The sequence below is a fragment of the Gardnerella sp. c17Ua_118 genome (genome assembly GCF_055804255.1).
Genome location: NZ_JANUYT010000001.1, coordinates 1,123,315 through 1,141,212, shown reverse-complemented (window position 1 = coordinate 1,141,212; position 17,898 = coordinate 1,123,315). Strand labels below are relative to the sequence as shown.

10 protein-coding genes, 1 tRNA gene and 2 pseudogenes are annotated in these 17,898 nt (G+C 41.7%); 11 read left to right on the top strand and 2 right to left on the bottom strand.

Features of this window, described 5'->3' with window-relative positions; genetic code table 11:
- Positions 1-188: 188 nt before the first annotated feature.
- The 5 genes and pseudogenes from NYP69_RS04465 to NYP69_RS04445 all read left to right on the top strand — a co-directional run bounded on the left by NYP69_RS04465 (position 189) and on the right by NYP69_RS04445 (position 6,195).
- Complete coding sequence (locus NYP69_RS04465; protein WP_473412980.1) at positions 189-2,585, top strand: heavy metal translocating P-type ATPase; 2,397 nt, start codon at positions 189-191, stop codon at positions 2,583-2,585.
- Between the two features lie 190 nt (positions 2,586-2,775).
- Positions 2,776-4,284: an FAD-dependent oxidoreductase gene (locus tag NYP69_RS04460; RefSeq protein ID WP_473412979.1), complete on the top strand. Its 1,509-nt coding sequence runs from the start codon at positions 2,776-2,778 to the stop codon at positions 4,282-4,284.
- 199 nt (positions 4,285-4,483) lie between these two features.
- Positions 4,484-5,526: pseudogene (locus tag NYP69_RS04455) on the top strand (M48 family metalloprotease).
- A 100-nt stretch (positions 5,527-5,626) separates the two neighbouring features.
- Positions 5,627-5,700 (top strand) — tRNA-Gly (locus NYP69_RS04450).
- A gap of 183 nt (positions 5,701-5,883) precedes the next feature.
- A complete protein-coding gene (locus NYP69_RS04445; protein WP_014554263.1) occupies positions 5,884-6,195 on the top strand; it encodes a hypothetical protein in 312 nt (103 codons plus the stop codon).
- Between the two features lie 408 nt (positions 6,196-6,603).
- On the opposite strand, the gene NYP69_RS04440 is transcribed toward NYP69_RS04445, so the two are convergent.
- Positions 6,604-7,494 (bottom strand): Fic family protein, encoded by an 891-nt coding sequence (locus NYP69_RS04440; RefSeq protein WP_020757056.1) that lies wholly within the window; start codon positions 7,492-7,494, stop codon positions 6,604-6,606.
- Between the two features lie 336 nt (positions 7,495-7,830).
- On the opposite strand from NYP69_RS04440, the gene NYP69_RS04435 reads away from it, so the two are divergent.
- Positions 7,831-9,087, top strand: coding sequence for an ATP-binding protein (locus NYP69_RS04435; RefSeq protein WP_473413079.1), 1,257 nt, complete (start codon positions 7,831-7,833; stop codon positions 9,085-9,087).
- Between the two features lie 73 nt (positions 9,088-9,160).
- On the opposite strand, the pseudogene NYP69_RS04430 reads toward NYP69_RS04435, so the two are convergent.
- Positions 9,161-11,882 (bottom strand): annotated as a pseudogene (locus NYP69_RS04430) (Rib/alpha-like domain-containing protein).
- A 279-nt stretch (positions 11,883-12,161) separates the two neighbouring features.
- Here NYP69_RS04430 and NYP69_RS04425 point away from each other — a divergent pair.
- From NYP69_RS04425 to NYP69_RS04405, 5 genes are all read left to right on the top strand, one after another.
- A complete protein-coding gene (locus NYP69_RS04425) occupies positions 12,162-13,094 on the top strand; it encodes a DUF4862 family protein (RefSeq protein ID WP_004131251.1) in 933 nt (310 codons plus the stop codon).
- A gap of 65 nt (positions 13,095-13,159) precedes the next feature.
- The gene (locus tag NYP69_RS04420; protein WP_473412978.1) at positions 13,160-14,176 is read left to right on the top strand and encodes an ROK family protein; all 1,017 of its coding nucleotides are present in this window, start codon (positions 13,160-13,162) and stop codon (positions 14,174-14,176) included.
- Between the two features lie 62 nt (positions 14,177-14,238).
- Positions 14,239-14,907, top strand: a complete 669-nt coding sequence (locus tag NYP69_RS04415) for an N-acetylmannosamine-6-phosphate 2-epimerase (protein WP_004131256.1) — start codon at positions 14,239-14,241, stop codon at positions 14,905-14,907.
- A 322-nt stretch (positions 14,908-15,229) separates the two neighbouring features.
- Positions 15,230-16,795 carry an ABC transporter substrate-binding protein gene (locus tag NYP69_RS04410; RefSeq protein WP_473412977.1) on the top strand — a complete coding sequence of 522 codons (1,566 nt, stop codon included), beginning with the start codon at positions 15,230-15,232 and terminating at the stop codon, positions 16,793-16,795.
- A 196-nt stretch (positions 16,796-16,991) separates the two neighbouring features.
- Positions 16,992-17,897 carry an ABC transporter permease gene (locus NYP69_RS04405; RefSeq protein WP_004131261.1) on the top strand — a complete coding sequence of 302 codons (906 nt, stop codon included), beginning with the start codon at positions 16,992-16,994 and terminating at the stop codon, positions 17,895-17,897.
- Position 17,898: the final 1 nt, after the last annotated feature.

The following is a 17,898-nucleotide window of genomic DNA, read 5'->3' as shown; positions in this document are numbered from 1 at the left end:
TATATGAGAATGCTTCTCATCTAGGCCTTTTGGTAAACTAAATTTGTTAAGTCAATATAACCTCTTACGCCGTGTATTGGGCTTACTGTTATAAATCTTATAAATAGCTGCTCAATGGGTTAACAAGGCGTGAAATCGTGTGTTAGCAGCGTTTAACGCGGTTAACCTGATCAGCGTAAGGAAAGTGTATGCGTAAACTTTTAGCGTATTGCCGTCGTGCTCCTCAATTAGTAATCGTTTTAGTTTTGTTCCCGTTTATTGCGGCGTTTTATTCTAGCAATCTAAGTTTTATACTCGATTTTTGCAAAGCTATAAGCAAGACGTTAAATCAACTATTTTCACTAATAAACGTTGATTTTAATGCGCAAATAAGCCTTACAATCGGGCAAAGTATAATAACATGTTTAGTTTTATACACATGTGCTAAGTCGCTTTTAAGTATGATTGATGATTTGGCGCATGGCACGCTTGGAATTGACTTGCTTGCGTTTGTTGCATTGCTCGCAACGCTTTGTATAGGCGAATTTTGGGCAAGTTATTTGATTGTTGTAATGGTGTTTACAGGCGGTGCAATCGAAGACTTTGCGCAAGATGCAGCGCAAAAAAATCTGTCGCTTTTAGTAAATGCGTCTCCTCAAACCGCGCATTTAATGACACTTCCTGGAATAGTGTGCGGTGAATCTTGTGAGCAATGTGCTCTGCTTGATCATAATCATTTTAGAAAAGTAAGCGATGAATCTTCGCTAGAGGCATTGCAAGAACCTAAAGATTTTACTAGTTGTGAATCGTGTAAAAAATGTAACAATAACTCTAAAGAATGCCCAATATTGCAAGATGTAAAGTCTTCTAGCCAATTGCAAAGATACAAAACAGTTCCAGTTGAAGATCTAAAAATTGGCAATGTAATAGTTGTGCTTCCAGGAGAAACGGTTCCTGTAGATGGTCAGCTTTTAAGCGGTTCTGCGGTTTTAGACACAAGCGCAATAAATGGCGAGTCGCTTCCGCGTGAAGTGTTTGCTGGCGCGCAAGTGTTGTCTGGGTGCGTAAATGGCGGTGTTGTGTTAATTATGCGCGTAACTAAGTTATCGCAAAATTCGCAATATCAAAAAATCATGAAGTTGGTGGAATCTGCAAGAAGTTCCAAGGCTGCTGTGGTTCGATTTGCGGATATGCTTTCCGTGCCTTTTACGGTGATTTCTTTTGTGATTGCATTTAGCGCTTGGGCTGCATCTGGTCAGGCTTTAAGATTTGCGCAAGTGTTGGTGCTAGCTACGCCTTGCCCGCTATTAATCGCTGTGCCAGTGGCATTTATGGCAGGAACGGGAAGGCTTGCAAAGCTTGGGATTGTTGTAAAAAGTCAGGATGTTTTAGAGCAATTAAGTTGTGTAAGTGATGTTTTCTTCGACAAAACAGGAACGCTTACTGTTAAGCAGCCTCAAGTTGTTAGAGTGGATTTAGCGAATCATAAAGATGGCGAAGATAGCGCAGATAGCGCAGATGGCAAAGATGGCGTAAATCAAGAAAATAGTGGGTTGCAAAATAGAATCCTAATGTTTGCAGGTGTTTTGGAAACCTACTCGCAGCACATTCTTGCAGGAGGAATTGCAAAAGCTGGAGCAGATCTTTGGCAAAACGCGCATCCATCTGCTATTCCGCAACTTCCAAGCGTTCGCGAATATCCAGTTATAAGCGGTGTTAAAGAAACTGCTGGGCAAGGTATATGCGCAAGTGTGGATGGTATAAACGTTAGAGTTGGGCGAAAAAGCTACGTTTTGAATGCGTGCCCTGGCAAGCTCGCGGAAAAGTCGCAAGCAGCCGAAGATAAAGCCAAACATGCAAATGTAGAAAATATAGAAAATATAGAAAACGCAAAAAATATATCAAAAATAGAAAGCAACTTTGAAAAACTTGCTGCCGACGAAATGGCAACATACGTTTCTTTTGATGGCAAACTTGTTGGTCGAATCGTTCTAAAAGACGTGCCTAGAGAAAATGCAAAATCAACGATTCAAAAACTAAAGGAGCTTGGCATTCGTTCAATAAGCATGCTTACAGGAGACGGCTTGCAAGCTGCTCAAACAATAGCAAAAAGCGTTGGGATTGAGCGAGTAAAGGCTAATTTGCTACCGCAAGACAAACTTGAGTGCATAAAACAGCACTATAGTGATTACAAAAGCGAAGAAGATTGCGGCAGTTTTGGCATCTTTAGCAGCTTTATGCATAAGAAAAAAGATAAGCGCGTAACAATGATGGTTGGAGATGGCGTAAATGATGCTCCAGTTTTGGCTGCAGCAAACATTGGTGTGGCTTTAACAGATGGCACGGATACAGCAGCTTCGGAGTGCGCGCAAGTTGTGATTATGAACAACAACATTTATGCTGTAGCAAACGCTGTAAGCGTTGCAAAACACACGAAGAGAGTTATGATTCAAGCTGTTATGTTGGGAATTGGTTTGGCTGTTATAAGCATGATTGCGGCTGCTTTTGGGCTGATTCCTGCCGTTCTTGGAGCTATGATGCAAGAGATGATTGATGTTGTGTCAATTTTGTGGGCGCTAACAGCGTTGAAAGGCAAACGTGCGTAAGTGACAATATTCACTTTGCTCTTTTCTTGAATGAATCAAGGCGCTAGTCTAAGTAGTGGAGCATTTAAGGAAGCGATTATGTAAATCTTCAAAAAGATTAGGCTTAAGAATGCTCGAAACACGCAAAATGTAATGTTTTAACATAACAAAAGTTGAATAACAAAATTTGAATAACAACATGGGAAAATTTATGGAAACGAATTATAATGCGGATTCGCACGAATTGCGAATCGCAGTTATTGGCGCGGGGCCTGCTGGAATTTACTCGTCAGATATTTTTCTTCGTCAGCTTAAAAAACTAGGCGACGGCATGGGCTTGGGTACGGCCGCTAGAATCGATTTATTTGAAAAGTTGCCAGTGCCATTTGGCCTGGTTCGATATGGCGTTGCTCCAGACCATCCGAGTATAAAATTTATTGCAGATGCATTAGCTAAAACGCTTGATAATCCAAATATTCACTTGTATGCGAATGTTGAATTTGGCAAAGATATTACACTAGAAGATTTATTGCCGCGCTACGACGCAATTCTTTTTGCTACGGGCGCTGTAGAAGATAAGCCGCTTAATATTCCAGGAGCATCGTTGAACGGCGTGTATGGCGCTGCAAAGTTTGTGGAATGGTACGACGGATATCCTACCAGCGAGCGTACGTGGCCGCTTGATGCAAGCGAAGTGGCTGTTATTGGCGGCGGAAACGTTGCTATGGATGTTGCGCGCGAGCTTTTGCGAGATGCTGATTATCTTAGAGAGCACACGGATATTTCCGACGACGTTTACAATGGTTTACTTAAAAACCAGGCTAAAACACTTCACTTGTTTATTCGACGAGGCGTTGCTCAAGCTAAATTCTCCGTGCAAGAATTGCGTGAGATGGAAAAGCTTTCTGGTGTGCAAATAGTTGTAAACGAAAGCGATTTTGACCTGGACGACGAAACAATTGATGTTGCTGGAAAAGACAAATTGACTCGCCAAATGGTAGAAGAGCTTTTTGCTATACGCGATTTGAGTGAAGATATGGAAGATGGTGGAAACGTTGACTTTGAGGGCAATACTGCAAATAGGCGCTACATTATTCACTTTAACGCAAATCCAGTTGAGATTTTAGGCAAAGATGGGCGAGTGTGTGCGATTCGAGTAGAGCGCACGGCTACAAGCGCGGATGGCAAAATGACTTGCACTGGTGAGTTTGAAGAATATCCAGTTCAGGCAGTTTACCATGCGATTGGATATAAGCCTGCGCAAGTTAGTGGAGTTGCTTACGATTCTTCTCGCGCACTTCTTGCAAACAGAGATGGCAGGATTTTAACTTCTGCGCAAAATGGGGTTGTTTGCCCACGCTTGTATGCAACTGGTTGGGCTAAGCGAGGGCCAGTCGGGTTGATTGGTTCTACAAAGTCGGATGCTTTGCAAGTCGTTGAAAATATGCTGGAAGACTTGGCAAAAAGCTCGACCGAAGAATGTGAAACCGCGCTTCCTGCGCTTCCTGAGATTCCTGCGCTTCCTGGCAGATTGGCAACAGATAGAGACCCTAAGTCTATTGAAAATCTTCTTGAATCTAGAGGAGTCAAAGTGGTTGATTTTGAAGGGTGGAAGAGGATTGATGCTTTCGAGGTGGAATCTGGATTAGCGGAAAATCGCGCTCGCAAAAAAGTCGTATCTAAACAAATGCTTATGGATATAGCGGAAATTAAACAATAGTTTATATTGAGCGTACGCATTGATTAGTAAATATTGATTAGTAAACATTGATTAGTGGCCATTAAACTGTAGCCAAATTGCGCAGAAAGTGGCCACTTTTCAACATTTATTCACCTGTTTTAAGTGTGTTAAATCATAAACATTAAATACACAGTTTTCATTCAGCAAAATTACAGTTGCGATTATTAAAATCAAAATCATGTTTGGCAACATGGGTATGCGCTATTGCAACAATTTGAAAACAGTAGTGTTGTTTTCTCTAATATGGCTATTTGCTGCTTTGCTGTGGATTGTTGCTGGATTGCGTTTGTCGATGCTGGTTTGGTTTGCAATTATTGCAATAATTTTAAGCTTATGTGCTTATTGGCTTTCTGGAAAAGTTTCCACGCGCATTATGCGTGCTAGCGAAATTAGCGAGAATGAAGAACCTGTTTTATACGGCATTGTTCGCGAGATTTCTGCGCAAATCGAAAAGCCTATGCCGCGCCTTTATGTTGCTCCAACGGACAGTCCGAATATTTTTGCAATTGGTAGAAGCGAACGTCACGCAACAATTTGCTGCACTCGTGGTCTTTTGAATATTCTAAACGAGCGCGAGTTGCGTGGTGTTGTAAGCCACGAGCTTATTCACGTTTACAATCACGATATTTTGAATTCAACGGTTGCATCTGCAATCGCAACAGTTATTACGTATTTTGGGTATGTGCTTATGTATTCGGGAAGTGAGTGTGCAAAATCTGCTAAAAGGCGTTGCCCTGTACTAAAAGTTATTGGCAAGGTTTTAAGTGCCATTTTTGTGCCGCTCGGTTCTCTATTTGTTAAGCTTGCGATTTCTAGAGTGCGCGAGCTGGATGCAGATCGAAGTGCAAGTATGCTTACTGGCGACCCTGCGGCTTTAGCTTCTGCACTAAACAAAATTTCCTACGGAGTTAAGATGCATAAGATGGATTTGCATTCGGGAGTGCAAGCTATTGCTTCACTTATGATTGTAAATCCGTTTGCAAACTACGATTCCAAGCTTTTAAAGCTGTTTTCTAGGCGCCAGATGTTAACAAGCGAGTTGACTCTTTAATGCTTATGTCTAGTAAGATGGAAAGTCTTGTGCAAGAAGATGCACGTGGAGAAATCGATCATATTGAGCATGATAGCGATAGCGTGTTTCGTTTTAAGAATGGCGCTAAATACAATGTTGAATACAGCAAAGGTGTTTCTGGCGGAGTTGTAGCAGTTAGCGGAGCGTGATATTCTTAGATGGTTTGCTTTTTAGATTGATTCTTGAGCGCTTATTTGCTTGTTTGTAGGCAGATTATTTTGGAGGATTAATCGCGGAGTAACCGAGCATGCGGACATAGTTCATCGGTAGAATGGAAGCTTCCCAAGCTTCAGAGGCGGGTTCGATTCCCGTTGTCCGCTCCATGTAGAAAACGTTGATATATCAACGTTTGTGGCTTGTTCTTATGTCTTAAAAATACGCTAAATGTGAAAATAATGTGCAAAATTCTATAATTTTTTTTTTTAATATTGACACGAAAATCTTAGTTAAATTAAAATCGTATTAAATCCGATACGGTAGAGGATTTAATTGGGCAGGAGGTTTTTATGTTAGATATGTTGTTTGCACTTGTTGCTGTTGCATCAATGCTAATAGGCTTGGTTTTGTCTGTAATGCTTTGGGTTAAAAGCAGCAAGTCAGTTAAAGAATTGTATAAAAACGCATATGTATATGCAATTGTTGATGTTGTATTAGGCGTATTGTCGTATATTTCTTATGCTGCGACTATCAATTCCGTAGATGTTGATGTGCGTGAATTCTACACAAATTATTTCACTGCGCCATTGATTGTTCTTGCTGTTCTTGTTGTAAGTATTGCTGCTATAACCATCTTTAAGAGTAAAAAGATAGCTATGTAGCATAACTAGATTAAACAGTTTATTAAAAATAATAGCCTTCTGAGTTTAATTAAGATTCAGAAGGCTATGTTTGTTATATGTTGTGTTTGTTATATGTTGTGTTTGGTTTGATTGTGATTTGTTGATTTCAATCTGAAGTGTGTGTGATATTTAGACAAAAGATGCATAAATCGTAGTTTTTGTACATTGGATGTATAAAAAATTGTACATTGGATGTACAAAAACTACGTTTTTTGTGTATACAAGTTTTATAATCGCACGGTTGCAACGCAATGCATTTGAGTTATAGGCCAAGCAGAATCTGTGACCAAGTCGGAGATTTGACCACAGTGCTGTTAATAGTTCAGTCAACTATCTGAGAAAATAACAGTAAAGCCAATTGCGCGTAGCTTTAATTAAAAATAGCCACTACTCTAAAATAGACAAATACAAATCAAGTCTTTGATTTAAATATCTTGCAAACATGTTTGCCATGGCAGACACGTTATGTTTTGCGTGATACTCATCAAAAGCTTCATAATATTTCAAGCGATCAGTAAATTTTATATCTATTGGTGGGTACCCTGCTTTCATCAACTCCAAATTGACTAGCAGTCTTCCTGCTCTTCCATTTCCATCAATAAAAGGATGAATGCTTTCGAATTCTATATGAAAACGAGCAAGTTTAGTAACAATATCTTCATCGCTGTTTTTGTATTTTTTCAATAATTCTTCCATTTTTGAAGCGATTAAATATGGTTGTGGTGGCTCATGTGTAGCTCCCATAATTCGAACGGGAACTCTTCTATAAACACCTCTATCTTCTCTCTTGTTGGCTAAAACTAAATAATGTATGTCTTTTATAACTTTTTCATTTATCTGCTTATTTTCGCTAACAAGCTGCTTTACATAATCAAAGGCTTCTTTGTGGCCAATAACTTCTAGATGTTCTTTTAATGATTTTTGATCAACAGTAAGTCCTCTAAGAACCATGTCTGTTTCGCGCAGTGTTAAAGTGTTTCCCTCAATTGCGTTTGAGTTGTATGTATATTCTATTAGAAATTCTTCATTAAGTCTTTCTAATTCTCCTTCAGTTAGAGGTCTTCTTGTTTTAAGGGTCTCTAATTTAGTTTTTATGATTGGAATTAGCGATTCGCTAATTTTATATCTTCCGTCGGTTGGCTTTGATGCGTCATATGGTATTTTCCAGGATCTTCCTTCCTGATATGCTCCTGGAATTTTCCCTTCGGAGCATAGAATTCTTACTCGTCTATCTGATATGCCCCATTTTTCAGCAGCTTGCTTTACTGTTATGTACATAAAATACCTTTAATCATTGTTGCATTTTATTATATTTTAACGTTTTATCGGAATAACATAAACAGTAGCGGAATAACATATTTAATTTATCGGAACAATAGTGATTGATAAAACCAGTAACGTGAAGCTGCGTTAAATATTGGGATATCTTTGTTTAGAATGATTTTGCAAGTAAAGAATAAGTACATTTGATACGCTATAAGCCTTGATTTTGGTATGAATTTTGTGTGTGATATTTAGACAAAAGATGTGTAAATCGTAGTTTTTGTACATTGGATGTATAAAAAATTGTACATCGGATGTACAAAAAATACGTTTTTGTGTACACTTATTTTTATGAGCGCATATTTTCCTAGACCAATTGCTGATTCTATTCTTCAATCAAAACGAAAAGTCGTGATTCTTGAAGGCGCAAGAGCTGTGGGAAAAACTATGATGTCAAAGCATCAGCTTGTGTCTAAAGGATTCTCATACGTGAGTCTTGCGGATGAAAATACGTTTGCGCTCGCTTCAACAGATTTATATAGTTGGTTAAAAAATCTTAATACTCCAGTTGTTATTGACGAAGCGCAAAGGCTGCCAAATTTGCCTCTTGCAATAAAGGAAATAGTTGATGATTCAACGGAGAACAGTCTTCAATATGTTTTAACAGGTAGTGCACTTATAAATCGCAATGGACTAGATGGTCAAGATCCTCTTGCTAGACGTGCTCAGCACTTTACAATGAGTCCTTTTACGCAGTGTGAAATTACTCAAAATAGTAGAAATATTGTAGATAGTCTTATAGAAAGTAATCCAAATCTTAAATATGAAAAAGAAATAAGCAGAGAAGAAGTATATAAAATTATGGCTGCGGGAGGATTCCCAGAATATCAGCAATCATATGATTCTTACGAGGCTTGGGAGAGAGAAAAGCTTGTTTCAAACGATATTCTTGCAGTGTTGGGAGATACCATTCTTCCAGGAGAACGATTAGACAGAAGCATGGCTGTTAGCATACTTAATAAGTTGCTATGTGAGCCTGGTGGGATTCTTAATACGAGTTCAATAGGTCAAGATCTTGCTTTAGATAGGCGAACCATTGAGCGTTACATTAGCGTATTCTTGCGTAGATTCTTAATAAATTATCTACCGAATATAAAAACTGCGCCAAATCGTCAAACTTTTACTAGAGCAAAAATACACCCAGTCGATACGTCTTTAAGTGTTCAAACAATGATCAGTAAGGGTCATAATCCTTTGGAAGATCCCGTTACGTATGGGAACTTACTAGAAAGCTTTGTTGTAAATCAGATTATGCCTGCTGTGCAATGGTCTAAAACGCATCCAGATTGCTTCTACTGGCGTGAAACTGGTAGCAGTCCTAAAGAAGTTGACCTTGTGCTAAGCTTCCGTGGGAATCTGGTTGGAGTGGAAGTAAAAAGCTCTAGCATGGTGAATCGTAACGATTTTAAGGGGCTTGTAGCTCTTTCTAAAAAACCTGAATTTAAGCGCGGATATGTTGTTTATATGGGTCAAAAAATTATGCAGTGGGCAGATAATCTGTGGGCAATACCATTAAGCGCGCTGTGGGAATGCAATGCATTTGAGTGAATAAATAAAGACCAGCTTGGTTGTTTGCAAGCTGGTCTTTATCTAGTATTTAGTATTTAGTTTTTTGCATTAGCTATTTAGTTAGATGTGATTTTTTTGCAGCTGTAATGATTGTGCAAACAAACAGTATTAATGCAGTGCTAAAAACAGCTGGAATCACTTGTATTCCAGTATTAGGAAGCTTGTTGTTTACACATAGCACTATGTGTTTGCGATGAAACAATTCCACTTGAAGAATTATTTTGCAAAGATTCGTTTTTCTTTACTAACACATTAGTCCATGCAACTTGCTTGCCATTTTCGTCGATAAGAACAATAGTGTGATTGCCGCTATATTCTTGTGGAATAATCGCATCAAATATTGCTTTGCCCTGTTTGTTGATGCGAACTGTTACATGCCTTGTTCCATTTACGCTATAAAGAAGCTTAGGGCTTGAATAAATGTATGCGTATGCTTTTACTGCTTTGTTTAGTTGCAATTTACGCATGAATTCTGCTGTTGTGTTTAGAGAAACAGTAATCTGATTGTTCTTTCCTGCATAAGCAATGTTATTGTTTCCAACAGTTAGAGTGTTGGTTAATTCTGGCAGCAAATCAGCAATGCTCTTTGGTGCTTCTGGCACTTCTGTTGATTCTGGTGCCTGCTTCTGATTTGTGAGCGATTCTGTATTGTTGTTAATTTCCACAAAGCTTTTGCTTGGTGAGTTATTGTTAGCATTAGGAGTTTGTGGACTATTAGTCTCGCTAGGCGGCTCATGAGATTCCACATTTGGGGTTGGCTGATGAGTTTGATGAGTCTGCGGCGTTGTATTGTTTGTAGGGTTTGCAGGCTCTGGATTTGGTTGCGGTGTAGGTGGAACTGGAGTCTGTGGGTGCTCTGGTTGTGGCTGTGGATTTGGTTGAGGTTGAGGTTGAGGTGGTGTAGGAATATTAGGCTCTGGTTGTGGTGCTGGTGTTGGCGTTACTGGCGTTGCTGGAGTTAGGTTGATCCATGGGATTACTTCTTTCGCTGGCGTTAGCTCCGTCCACGGTATTGATTTCTTTGCTGGAGTTAGTTCTGTCCACGGAATGCTCTCTTGTGCTGGAGTCAAATTTGCCCAAGGCGTTGCTTCATAGATTTTTACGGGAATCTTTACCGTTCGCTTAGTGCCGTTAACAAAGCTTACTTTTACAGTAATGTCTTGTACGCCCTTAGTGTTCATATTTGGCGTATTGAGCAAAGAAACTTTAGCGTTACTAGGTACTCCATCAAGATATTTCTTAGCGTCAAAATCGTTAGGGAATGTAGAATTTAGCTCAAAACGAAGGTTGGCATCGCTTTTAACGGTGACTTCTGGCATATTTACTACGCGTATAGTAAATTCTTTTTCAATCGTTTTAGTGCCATTTATTTTTATCTTAAGCTTGCCTGTATAGTCTCCAGCTTTAGAGATGTTAATTAAATCGCGATTTGTAACATCTTCAAAAGTTGCTCCTTGGGGAAGATCCTTAGCGTTTGCTAAAGCATCCTTAAAATCGCTTGGTGAAGGCTCGTTGTTTGCAAGAAGAATTTCTTTAACTTCTGGCTTGTAAGTTTCTTCGTAAGGCTTTACTTCTGCAGGCTTTGGAGTTTCTTTAACTTTTGTAACTCCTGGGTTTACAGTTCCAGTGCCATCAATCTGTTTTCTGTTTCCAACGGTAAATCCTAGCTGATTGTCCATCTTTTTATCTAGGAAGTTGCGTGAGCTGTGACCATTGTTTCCAGTGTCTATAATTTTTGCACCATCAACATGACCAATAAAGCTTATAAGCGTATCTTTCTTTGTGGCATAATGCTCAGCGTAACCTTTTTTAGTAAGTTCGTTTAGTTCTTCGGCTCGTTTCTTCATTGATGGCCTAAAAACGCTTCCCTTAATTTTTGGAGCATTAAATGTATAAGCTTTGGTAAACCAATCGTAATTTTTCCGCTTAGCATAAACAAGCGCACGTTCTGTTAAATATCCGCCTAAAGAATGGCCAGTAACGTACAGATTGCTCACTAGATGATTATTGTTTAATTCATCCATAAGTTTTTCTGTAGTGGTTGCTTGGCTAATTTCGCCGCCAAAGAATAGCTTTAAGTCCAGACTTGCATCTTTTGCTCCTTGGGTTCCGCGGATTCCAAGAACTTGCACGCCGTTTTGCTCAATAAATGGGTATTCAGGATTAACATTTTCAAAAAGAACAGCGTCAAAGCCATCGGACTCGTGGTATGTTTTCTTTACTTTCCAATATGGCGCAAGCTCGTTATGCATAAGCTTATATTCGTTGCGATCTTTGTAAATCTCTGTAAGCTCATGCTTGTCGTCAAGCACTTTATTTACGTAATTATCCTCCCTATACGCAAGTTCCATAAACAGAGCCATATCGCGAGGGCTAATATCCCACCTGCGAGGATTTTTATCGTCTTTGTCGTCTAATCCGTCGCCATCAGTGTCTTTAATCAAAGGATGTGACTTGTATCCGTAGTATGTTCGTCCATCTTTTGTGTACGTGTAAAGCTCTTCGCTGTTCTTAAGTCCATCGCCATCGCTGTCTTCATTTGGATCTAGAGCTGGCTTTCCATACAACAATTGGTCAATTTGGCCATTTTCTAGGCGAATTCTGCCAGTTGAAATGTCGTGAGCGGTTTGTGCGGTAAGAGGTGTGGTAGATGGCAATGTCTCACTTGCAATTGCTGTTGACGTCAACGCGGGAATTCCAAGCAGTGACGAAAAAACCAATCCAAAAGTTAATACAATTCCACTAATTGTGCGAATAGTACTTACCTTTCTCATACCACAATCCTTACTTTATACAGTTTTATTTTGACGATTTGGAAAGTCTTATTGAGAGCAATTCAATAAATTTGACTCAACCTTACAAATTTATCAAATTTAATGTTTTTACAAAAGCTGCTTTAGTTTGAAAACAATTTAGTCGCAAGTACAAAGATTTATCAGACGTCTGACGAATTGTAGTGATATTGGTGTAATCTACGAATCAAAAGACAAATCGAAAGATAAGTCGAAAGACAAATCAGAATACAAATCAGCTACGATTTCAAGGAGGATATCATGCTGAAAGCTAAATTTGTTGTAGGCGCATACGCATCGTTGCCAAAAACTCGCGAGGATCAAGAAAAATACTACGATTTGTTGGGTAAGCAAAGCTGGATTGACGGAACGGAGATTCCATACCCAGGAGATTTGGCAGATCCAAAAAATCGCGCGTGGCTAGCAAGCGCAATACCATCGCATTGGCATGCAAATACGATTACGGCAATTCCAGGAACAATGCGTCACATAAACTTTGACCCAGACCCAGAATTTGGACTTGCAAGCCCAAGTGAAGAAGGCAGGCATCGCGCGCTGGCTTTCTTTAAGGATATTCGCGAAGCAATCGCAAACGTTGTAGACATTAGAGATAGCTGCGATATATCTCATGTAGAAATCCACACAGCGCCAACTCGTTTAGCTCAGGCGGATGCAATGAAAAAGTCGTTAGAAGAACTCGCGCAGCTCGATTGGTGTGGAGCAAAGCTAGTGATTGAGCATTGCGATAGATATATTGAAAGCCAAAATCCAGAAAAAGGATTCCTGCCTCTAGAAGAAGAGATTCAAATTGCAAAAGATGCTGGAGTTGGAATCACAGTCAACTGGGGAAGAAGCGTTGTAGAAGAGCGAAATGCTCAAGCGGCAGTGGAGCACGTGCGAGCTGCAAGGCAGGCTGGCGTTCTGCAAGGATTAATGTTCTCGGGAGCTGGTCCAGATGCAACACAATACGGATACGAGTGGATTGATGGCCACTTGCCAATGAACCCAGATGAGCCGACTTCGTTAATGACGTCTAAAGAAATTCAAGAAACCACTCGTGAGGCGCTAAAAGACGATTACGCAATCGACTATTTGGGCGCAAAAGTGTGCGTTCCGCAAGACGCGAGCGTTGAAGAGCGCTTGGGGTATTTGGCGCGCATTCATGATGCTGTGGTCGCTGCGCAGGGTGAGTGAATAGGTAAAGTCGAGTAAACAGTAAAAATAAGGTCGCAAACGCAAGAAAGAAAACGGAAATTGTTATGGACGAAGTAAAAGATTATCGCTCTATGTATCTTGCTTTTGACATAGGCGGAACAAAAATCGCGTACGGATTGGTGACTTTGCCAGAGCCTTTAGAATCTTCAGGGTCTAGCGTTGGTAAAGAAAGCGCAGATTGTGCGTCTCCAACAGTAGAAGACTATGGCTCTATGCCAACCGAAGCTGCAAAAGGCGGAGAAGATATAAAGAATCGCCTAGTAGCTCGCGCAAAGCAAATATTGGAAGATGCGGCGAAAAGTGGCAAAAAAATCAGCGGAATTGGAATAGCAGCTGCAGGAGTGCCAAATAGCAAAACTGGCGAAATTGTAGCAGCTACAGACATTTTGCCAGGTTGGAGAGGTCAGCGAATTTACGACGCATTTAAGCGCGTAACCGATTTGCCAGTTTATATGATTGGCGATGTTGGTGGTCACGGCCTTGGAGAGGCGATATACGGAGCAGGCCGCGGAAAATCGATTGTGTTCTCTGTTGGCATAGGCACTGGAATTGGTGGCGCGATTATTGTAAACGGCAAACTGTTTACGGGCGCGCACGGAGTTGCAGGACACGCTGGCCACGTTGTTAGTGATTTGGGAGTTGGCTTTGACTGCTCTTGCGGAGCGCATGCGGGTCATATTGAGCCAGTTGCCTCTGGAACTGGACTTGCCACTCTTTACAACAGCAATCTTCCGCAAGGCACCGAGCCTGCAAAAAACGGCTACGAGGTTTGTGTGCGCGCGAATTCTGGGCAGGATGCGCACGCTAAAGAAACGCTTGTTAGAAGCGGCAAGGCCTTGGGGCAGTGCGTTGCAGGAATGGCGAATCTTATAGATCCAGATGTGATTGTGCTTTCTGGGTCTGTTGTAGAAGCTGGCGATATTTGGTGGAATGCTATGCGTGCTGGGTTTGAAGATTCTGCATTAACGTTGATTAAAAGCACGCCGATTGTTAAGGGCAAGCTTGGTGGATCTGCTCCTTTGATTGGTGCGGCTTTTGCTGTTCACTCAAATCGCGTTTAATCGCATTTGATTGCGTTTAATTTTGTTTAGTTTAGTCATATTTGAAAAAAGGAGGAATCTATATGAATCCTGTGATTGAAAAAATCAAGGGCGGCTTAGTCGTTAGCTGCCAGGCATACCCTGGAGAGCCGCTAAGACACCCAGAAACAATGGCGCAAATGGCAATGGCGGCCGTAGAAGGCGGTGCTGTTGGCATTAGATGCCAGGGGTTGTCGGATATTTCCGCGATTAAAGGGCAGGTTGATGTTCCTGTAATCGGCATTTGGAAAGATGGTCACGAAGGTGTTTATATAACTCCGACTTTGCGCCATGCACGCTGCTGTGCTGCTGCCGGAGCAGATATTATTGCGATTGACGCAACCGATAGGCCACGCCCAGATGGATTGACTTACGAGCAAACTGTTCGCGCGCTGCACGACGAAGGCATAGTTGTTATGGCCGATTGCGGCAACTTCGATGATGCCAAGCGCGCGGCGGATTGTGGAACAGATATTATATCTACCACTTTGGCTGGCACTTCGCCTGGAAGGCCAAAAACGGACGGCCCAGATTTTGAGCTTTTAGGCCAGATTTTGCAAGCTTTCCCAGATTATCCAATTATTTGCGAAGGGCGTATTCACACTCCAGATCAGTTGCATAAGGTTATGCAAATGGGCGCTTGGGCTGCTGTTGTTGGAACTGCGATTACGCACCCAACGTCGATTACGCGCTGGTTTGCAGCAAAGTTGTAGGTGGCGAGTTGGCAGGCGGATGCGGTTGAGTGCGTTAAGGAAAAGTCGCAAGCTTCCGCAGATTCGCCGAGCGTGCGTAAGTAACAAATAAATAAAAATAGTGGTTATATGTGTGTCGATTATGTGCGATTTTGTTCTGATTTTTTGTACTTCAAAAAATAATCAAAATTTTCACAAATTCGACACACGCATAACTTGACATCAGACATCAGACCTCTTATGTTTGAAGTAACGTGAAAATAACGCACGCGCTATAATTTAATATGTTTTCGCATTCGAAGACGAAATGCAAAAAACCCAAACTCAATGGTGAGGAGAAAATATGGCACGAATTAACTCGAAGCTAACCGCGGCAATCGCCGCTGGTGTGGCCGCATTAATGATGCTTTCTGGCTGCGGTGGAGCTAAATCCCACAAGGCAGCAAAAGCAAAGACTGCTGTTAAAGACACGATTACCGCACAGGTTGCATACGCAAGCCGCGATTTTGCGCCGTCTACAACCTCTGGCGCGTTGCCAATGGCAGCAAACTGGCACGTTACAGAGCCACTTTACGCTCTTGATTACAGCAACTTTAAGGTTTTCAACGCTCTTGCAAAGGGTGAGCCAAAGAAGATTTCCGATACTGAATACGAAGTAACAATTCGCGATGCTGCTAAGTTCTCGGACGGAACGGAAGTAACAGCGGCAGACGTAGTGTCTTCCTTTAAGCGCACAACCGCAAAGGGCAGCCTTTACATCTCTATGCTCGACTTTATTGACTCTGTAGAAGCAAAAGACAATCGTCACGTAATCTTTAAGCTAAAGAAGGCGTTCCCACTGTTCAAGCAGCGCCTTGCTTTGATTCAGATTGTTCCATCTGCAAAGTCTGATGCAGATCTTAAGAATATGCCAATCGGATCTGGCCCATGGAAGTACGTTTCGATTACAGATAACCAAGTAAAGTTTGAGCGCAACGATCTTTACAACGGCAAGTACAAGGCACAGACCAAGAAGATGGTTTGGAATGTAACCGTTGACGATACTGCTCGTGTAACCGCAATGCAGGGCGGCAAGACCGACGTAATGGAAATGGTTCCAGCACAGGCATTCAACACTTTGAAGGCGTCTGGTTCCGAGCTTAAGACCGCACAGGGCTTTACTCTTCCATTCGTTATGTTCAACACAAAGCAGAAGCCATTCGATGACAAGCGAGTTCGCCAAGCAGTTCTTTACGCGATTGACGTAAACAAGCTGATTACAAATCAGATGAGCGGCCAGGGCGAGGCAGCAACAAGCTTCTTGCCAAAGAACTACGCAAATTACCACAAGGCAAAGAACGTTTACACCAAGAACATTGCTAAGGCAAAGAGCTTGCTTAAGGAAGCTGGCGTAAATGGCCCACTAAAGTTCACTCTTTACACAACGGACCACACTTGGATTACTCAGCTTGCTCCACAAATCAAGAACGATCTTGCAGAGATTGGTATGGATGTAGAGATCAAGTCCATGAAGTCTTCTGCACTTTACCCACAGATTACCGACCGCGACGACGCAAACTACTCCATGGTTCTTGCTCCAGGCGATCCATCCGTGTTCGGCAACGACCCAGACTTGCTTATGAGTTGGTGGTACGGCGACAACGCTTGGACCCGTCAGCGCACATTCTGGAAGAGCTCCGAAGGATACGCAAAGCTCCACAAGCTTATGGACGAAGCTCTTGAAGCATCCAAGCCAGCAGAACGCCAGAAGTATTGGAACCAGTGCTTCGATTTGATTAGCGACGAAGTGCCTCTGTACCCACTCTTCCACCGCAAGACTACGACCGCTGTAAAGAAGGGCGCATTGGCTGAGTGGAATGCAATCGGCTCCACTGGCATCAACCTTGTAAAAGCAAAGCTAACAAAGTAGGTGCAAGTCAAAGTAACAAACTTCATTTTCCCTAACCTCTAACCGCAAAACCGACCCAACTGTTTACCTTTCTCGCCTTTGTGCAGATGGGTCGGTTTTGTTATGCAAAAATAATAATTTTCTTCAATGGATGTGTGGATGTCTTATGAGTAATTTTCTTAGACTTTTAGGTAGGCGACTAATCGCCCTGCCGTTCATGGCATTCGGTGTTACGTTCCTCGTATTCTTCCTTATGTCATTTTCTAAATACGATCCAGCAGTTGCAGCATTAGGCGAAAACTCGTCTCCAGCAGCTCTGGCAGCCTTCCGCCACGAAATGGGCTACGACAGGCCATGGTGGGAGCAGTTTGGGTCCTACATAGTTGGACTCTTCCAAGGAAACATGGGTGTTTATGGTGTAAACAAGGATTCCGTAGCTCAGCGAGTGGCGGACGCCTTCCCAATCACCTTGCAACTAACCTTCATTGGCTTGTTAATCGCAATAGTCTTTGCAGTAATCTTTGGCGTTTTTGCAGCGCTTTACCGCGATACTTGGGTTGACCAAACGGTTCGCGTGCTTTCGATTATTGCAATCGCAACTCCATCCTTCTGGCTTGGCGTTCTTTTGATTTACGTCTTGCAAATCAAGCTCGCATGGCTCCCAGGATCTGGCGATTTTGTGCCGTTCTTTGAAGATCCAGAAGCGTATATTGCAAGAATGGCAATGCCTTGCTTCGCACTAGGTCTTCCAGTAGCAGGTCAGCTTACACGAATCATACGAACCTCTATGGTAGAAGAATTGGATAAGGATTATGTGCGAACCGCAATCGGCGCAGGTATTCCAAAGAGCGTGGTTGTTGCTAGGAACGTGTTCCGCAACGCTTTGATTACACCAATCACAACTCTTGGCATGAAGATTGGTTACCTTATGGGTGGTGCAATCGTTATCGAAGTTATTTTTGCACTACCAGGAATGGGTACCGCAATGTTCGACGGCATTAATGGCAACCAGCCAATGCTTGTGCAAGGCGTTGTTTTGGTTGTTGCAATCGCATTCATCTTTATAAACATTATTGTTGATTTGCTTTACGTGCTAATCAACCCAAGAATTAGGACGGTGTGAC

Bases quoted from the DNA above. Each gene is read 5' to 3' on its own strand.
- NYP69_RS04465 (WP_473412980.1), top strand. From the start codon at position 189: ATGCGTAAACTTTTAGCGTATTGCCGTCGTGCTCCTCAATTAGTAATC.
- NYP69_RS04460 (WP_473412979.1), top strand. From the start codon at position 2,776: ATGGAAACGAATTATAATGCGGATTCGCACGAATTGCGAATCGCAGTT.
- NYP69_RS04445 (WP_014554263.1), top strand. From the start codon at position 5,884: ATGTTAGATATGTTGTTTGCACTTGTTGCTGTTGCATCAATGCTAATA.
- NYP69_RS04440 (WP_020757056.1), bottom strand. From the start codon at position 7,494: ATGTACATAACAGTAAAGCAAGCTGCTGAAAAATGGGGCATATCAGAT.
- NYP69_RS04435 (WP_473413079.1), top strand. From the start codon at position 7,831: ATGAGCGCATATTTTCCTAGACCAATTGCTGATTCTATTCTTCAATCA.
- NYP69_RS04425 (WP_004131251.1), top strand. From the start codon at position 12,162: ATGCTGAAAGCTAAATTTGTTGTAGGCGCATACGCATCGTTGCCAAAA.
- NYP69_RS04420 (WP_473412978.1), top strand. From the start codon at position 13,160: ATGGACGAAGTAAAAGATTATCGCTCTATGTATCTTGCTTTTGACATA.
- NYP69_RS04415 (WP_004131256.1), top strand. From the start codon at position 14,239: ATGAATCCTGTGATTGAAAAAATCAAGGGCGGCTTAGTCGTTAGCTGC.
- NYP69_RS04410 (WP_473412977.1), top strand. From the start codon at position 15,230: ATGGCACGAATTAACTCGAAGCTAACCGCGGCAATCGCCGCTGGTGTG.
- NYP69_RS04405 (WP_004131261.1), top strand. From the start codon at position 16,992: ATGGCATTCGGTGTTACGTTCCTCGTATTCTTCCTTATGTCATTTTCT.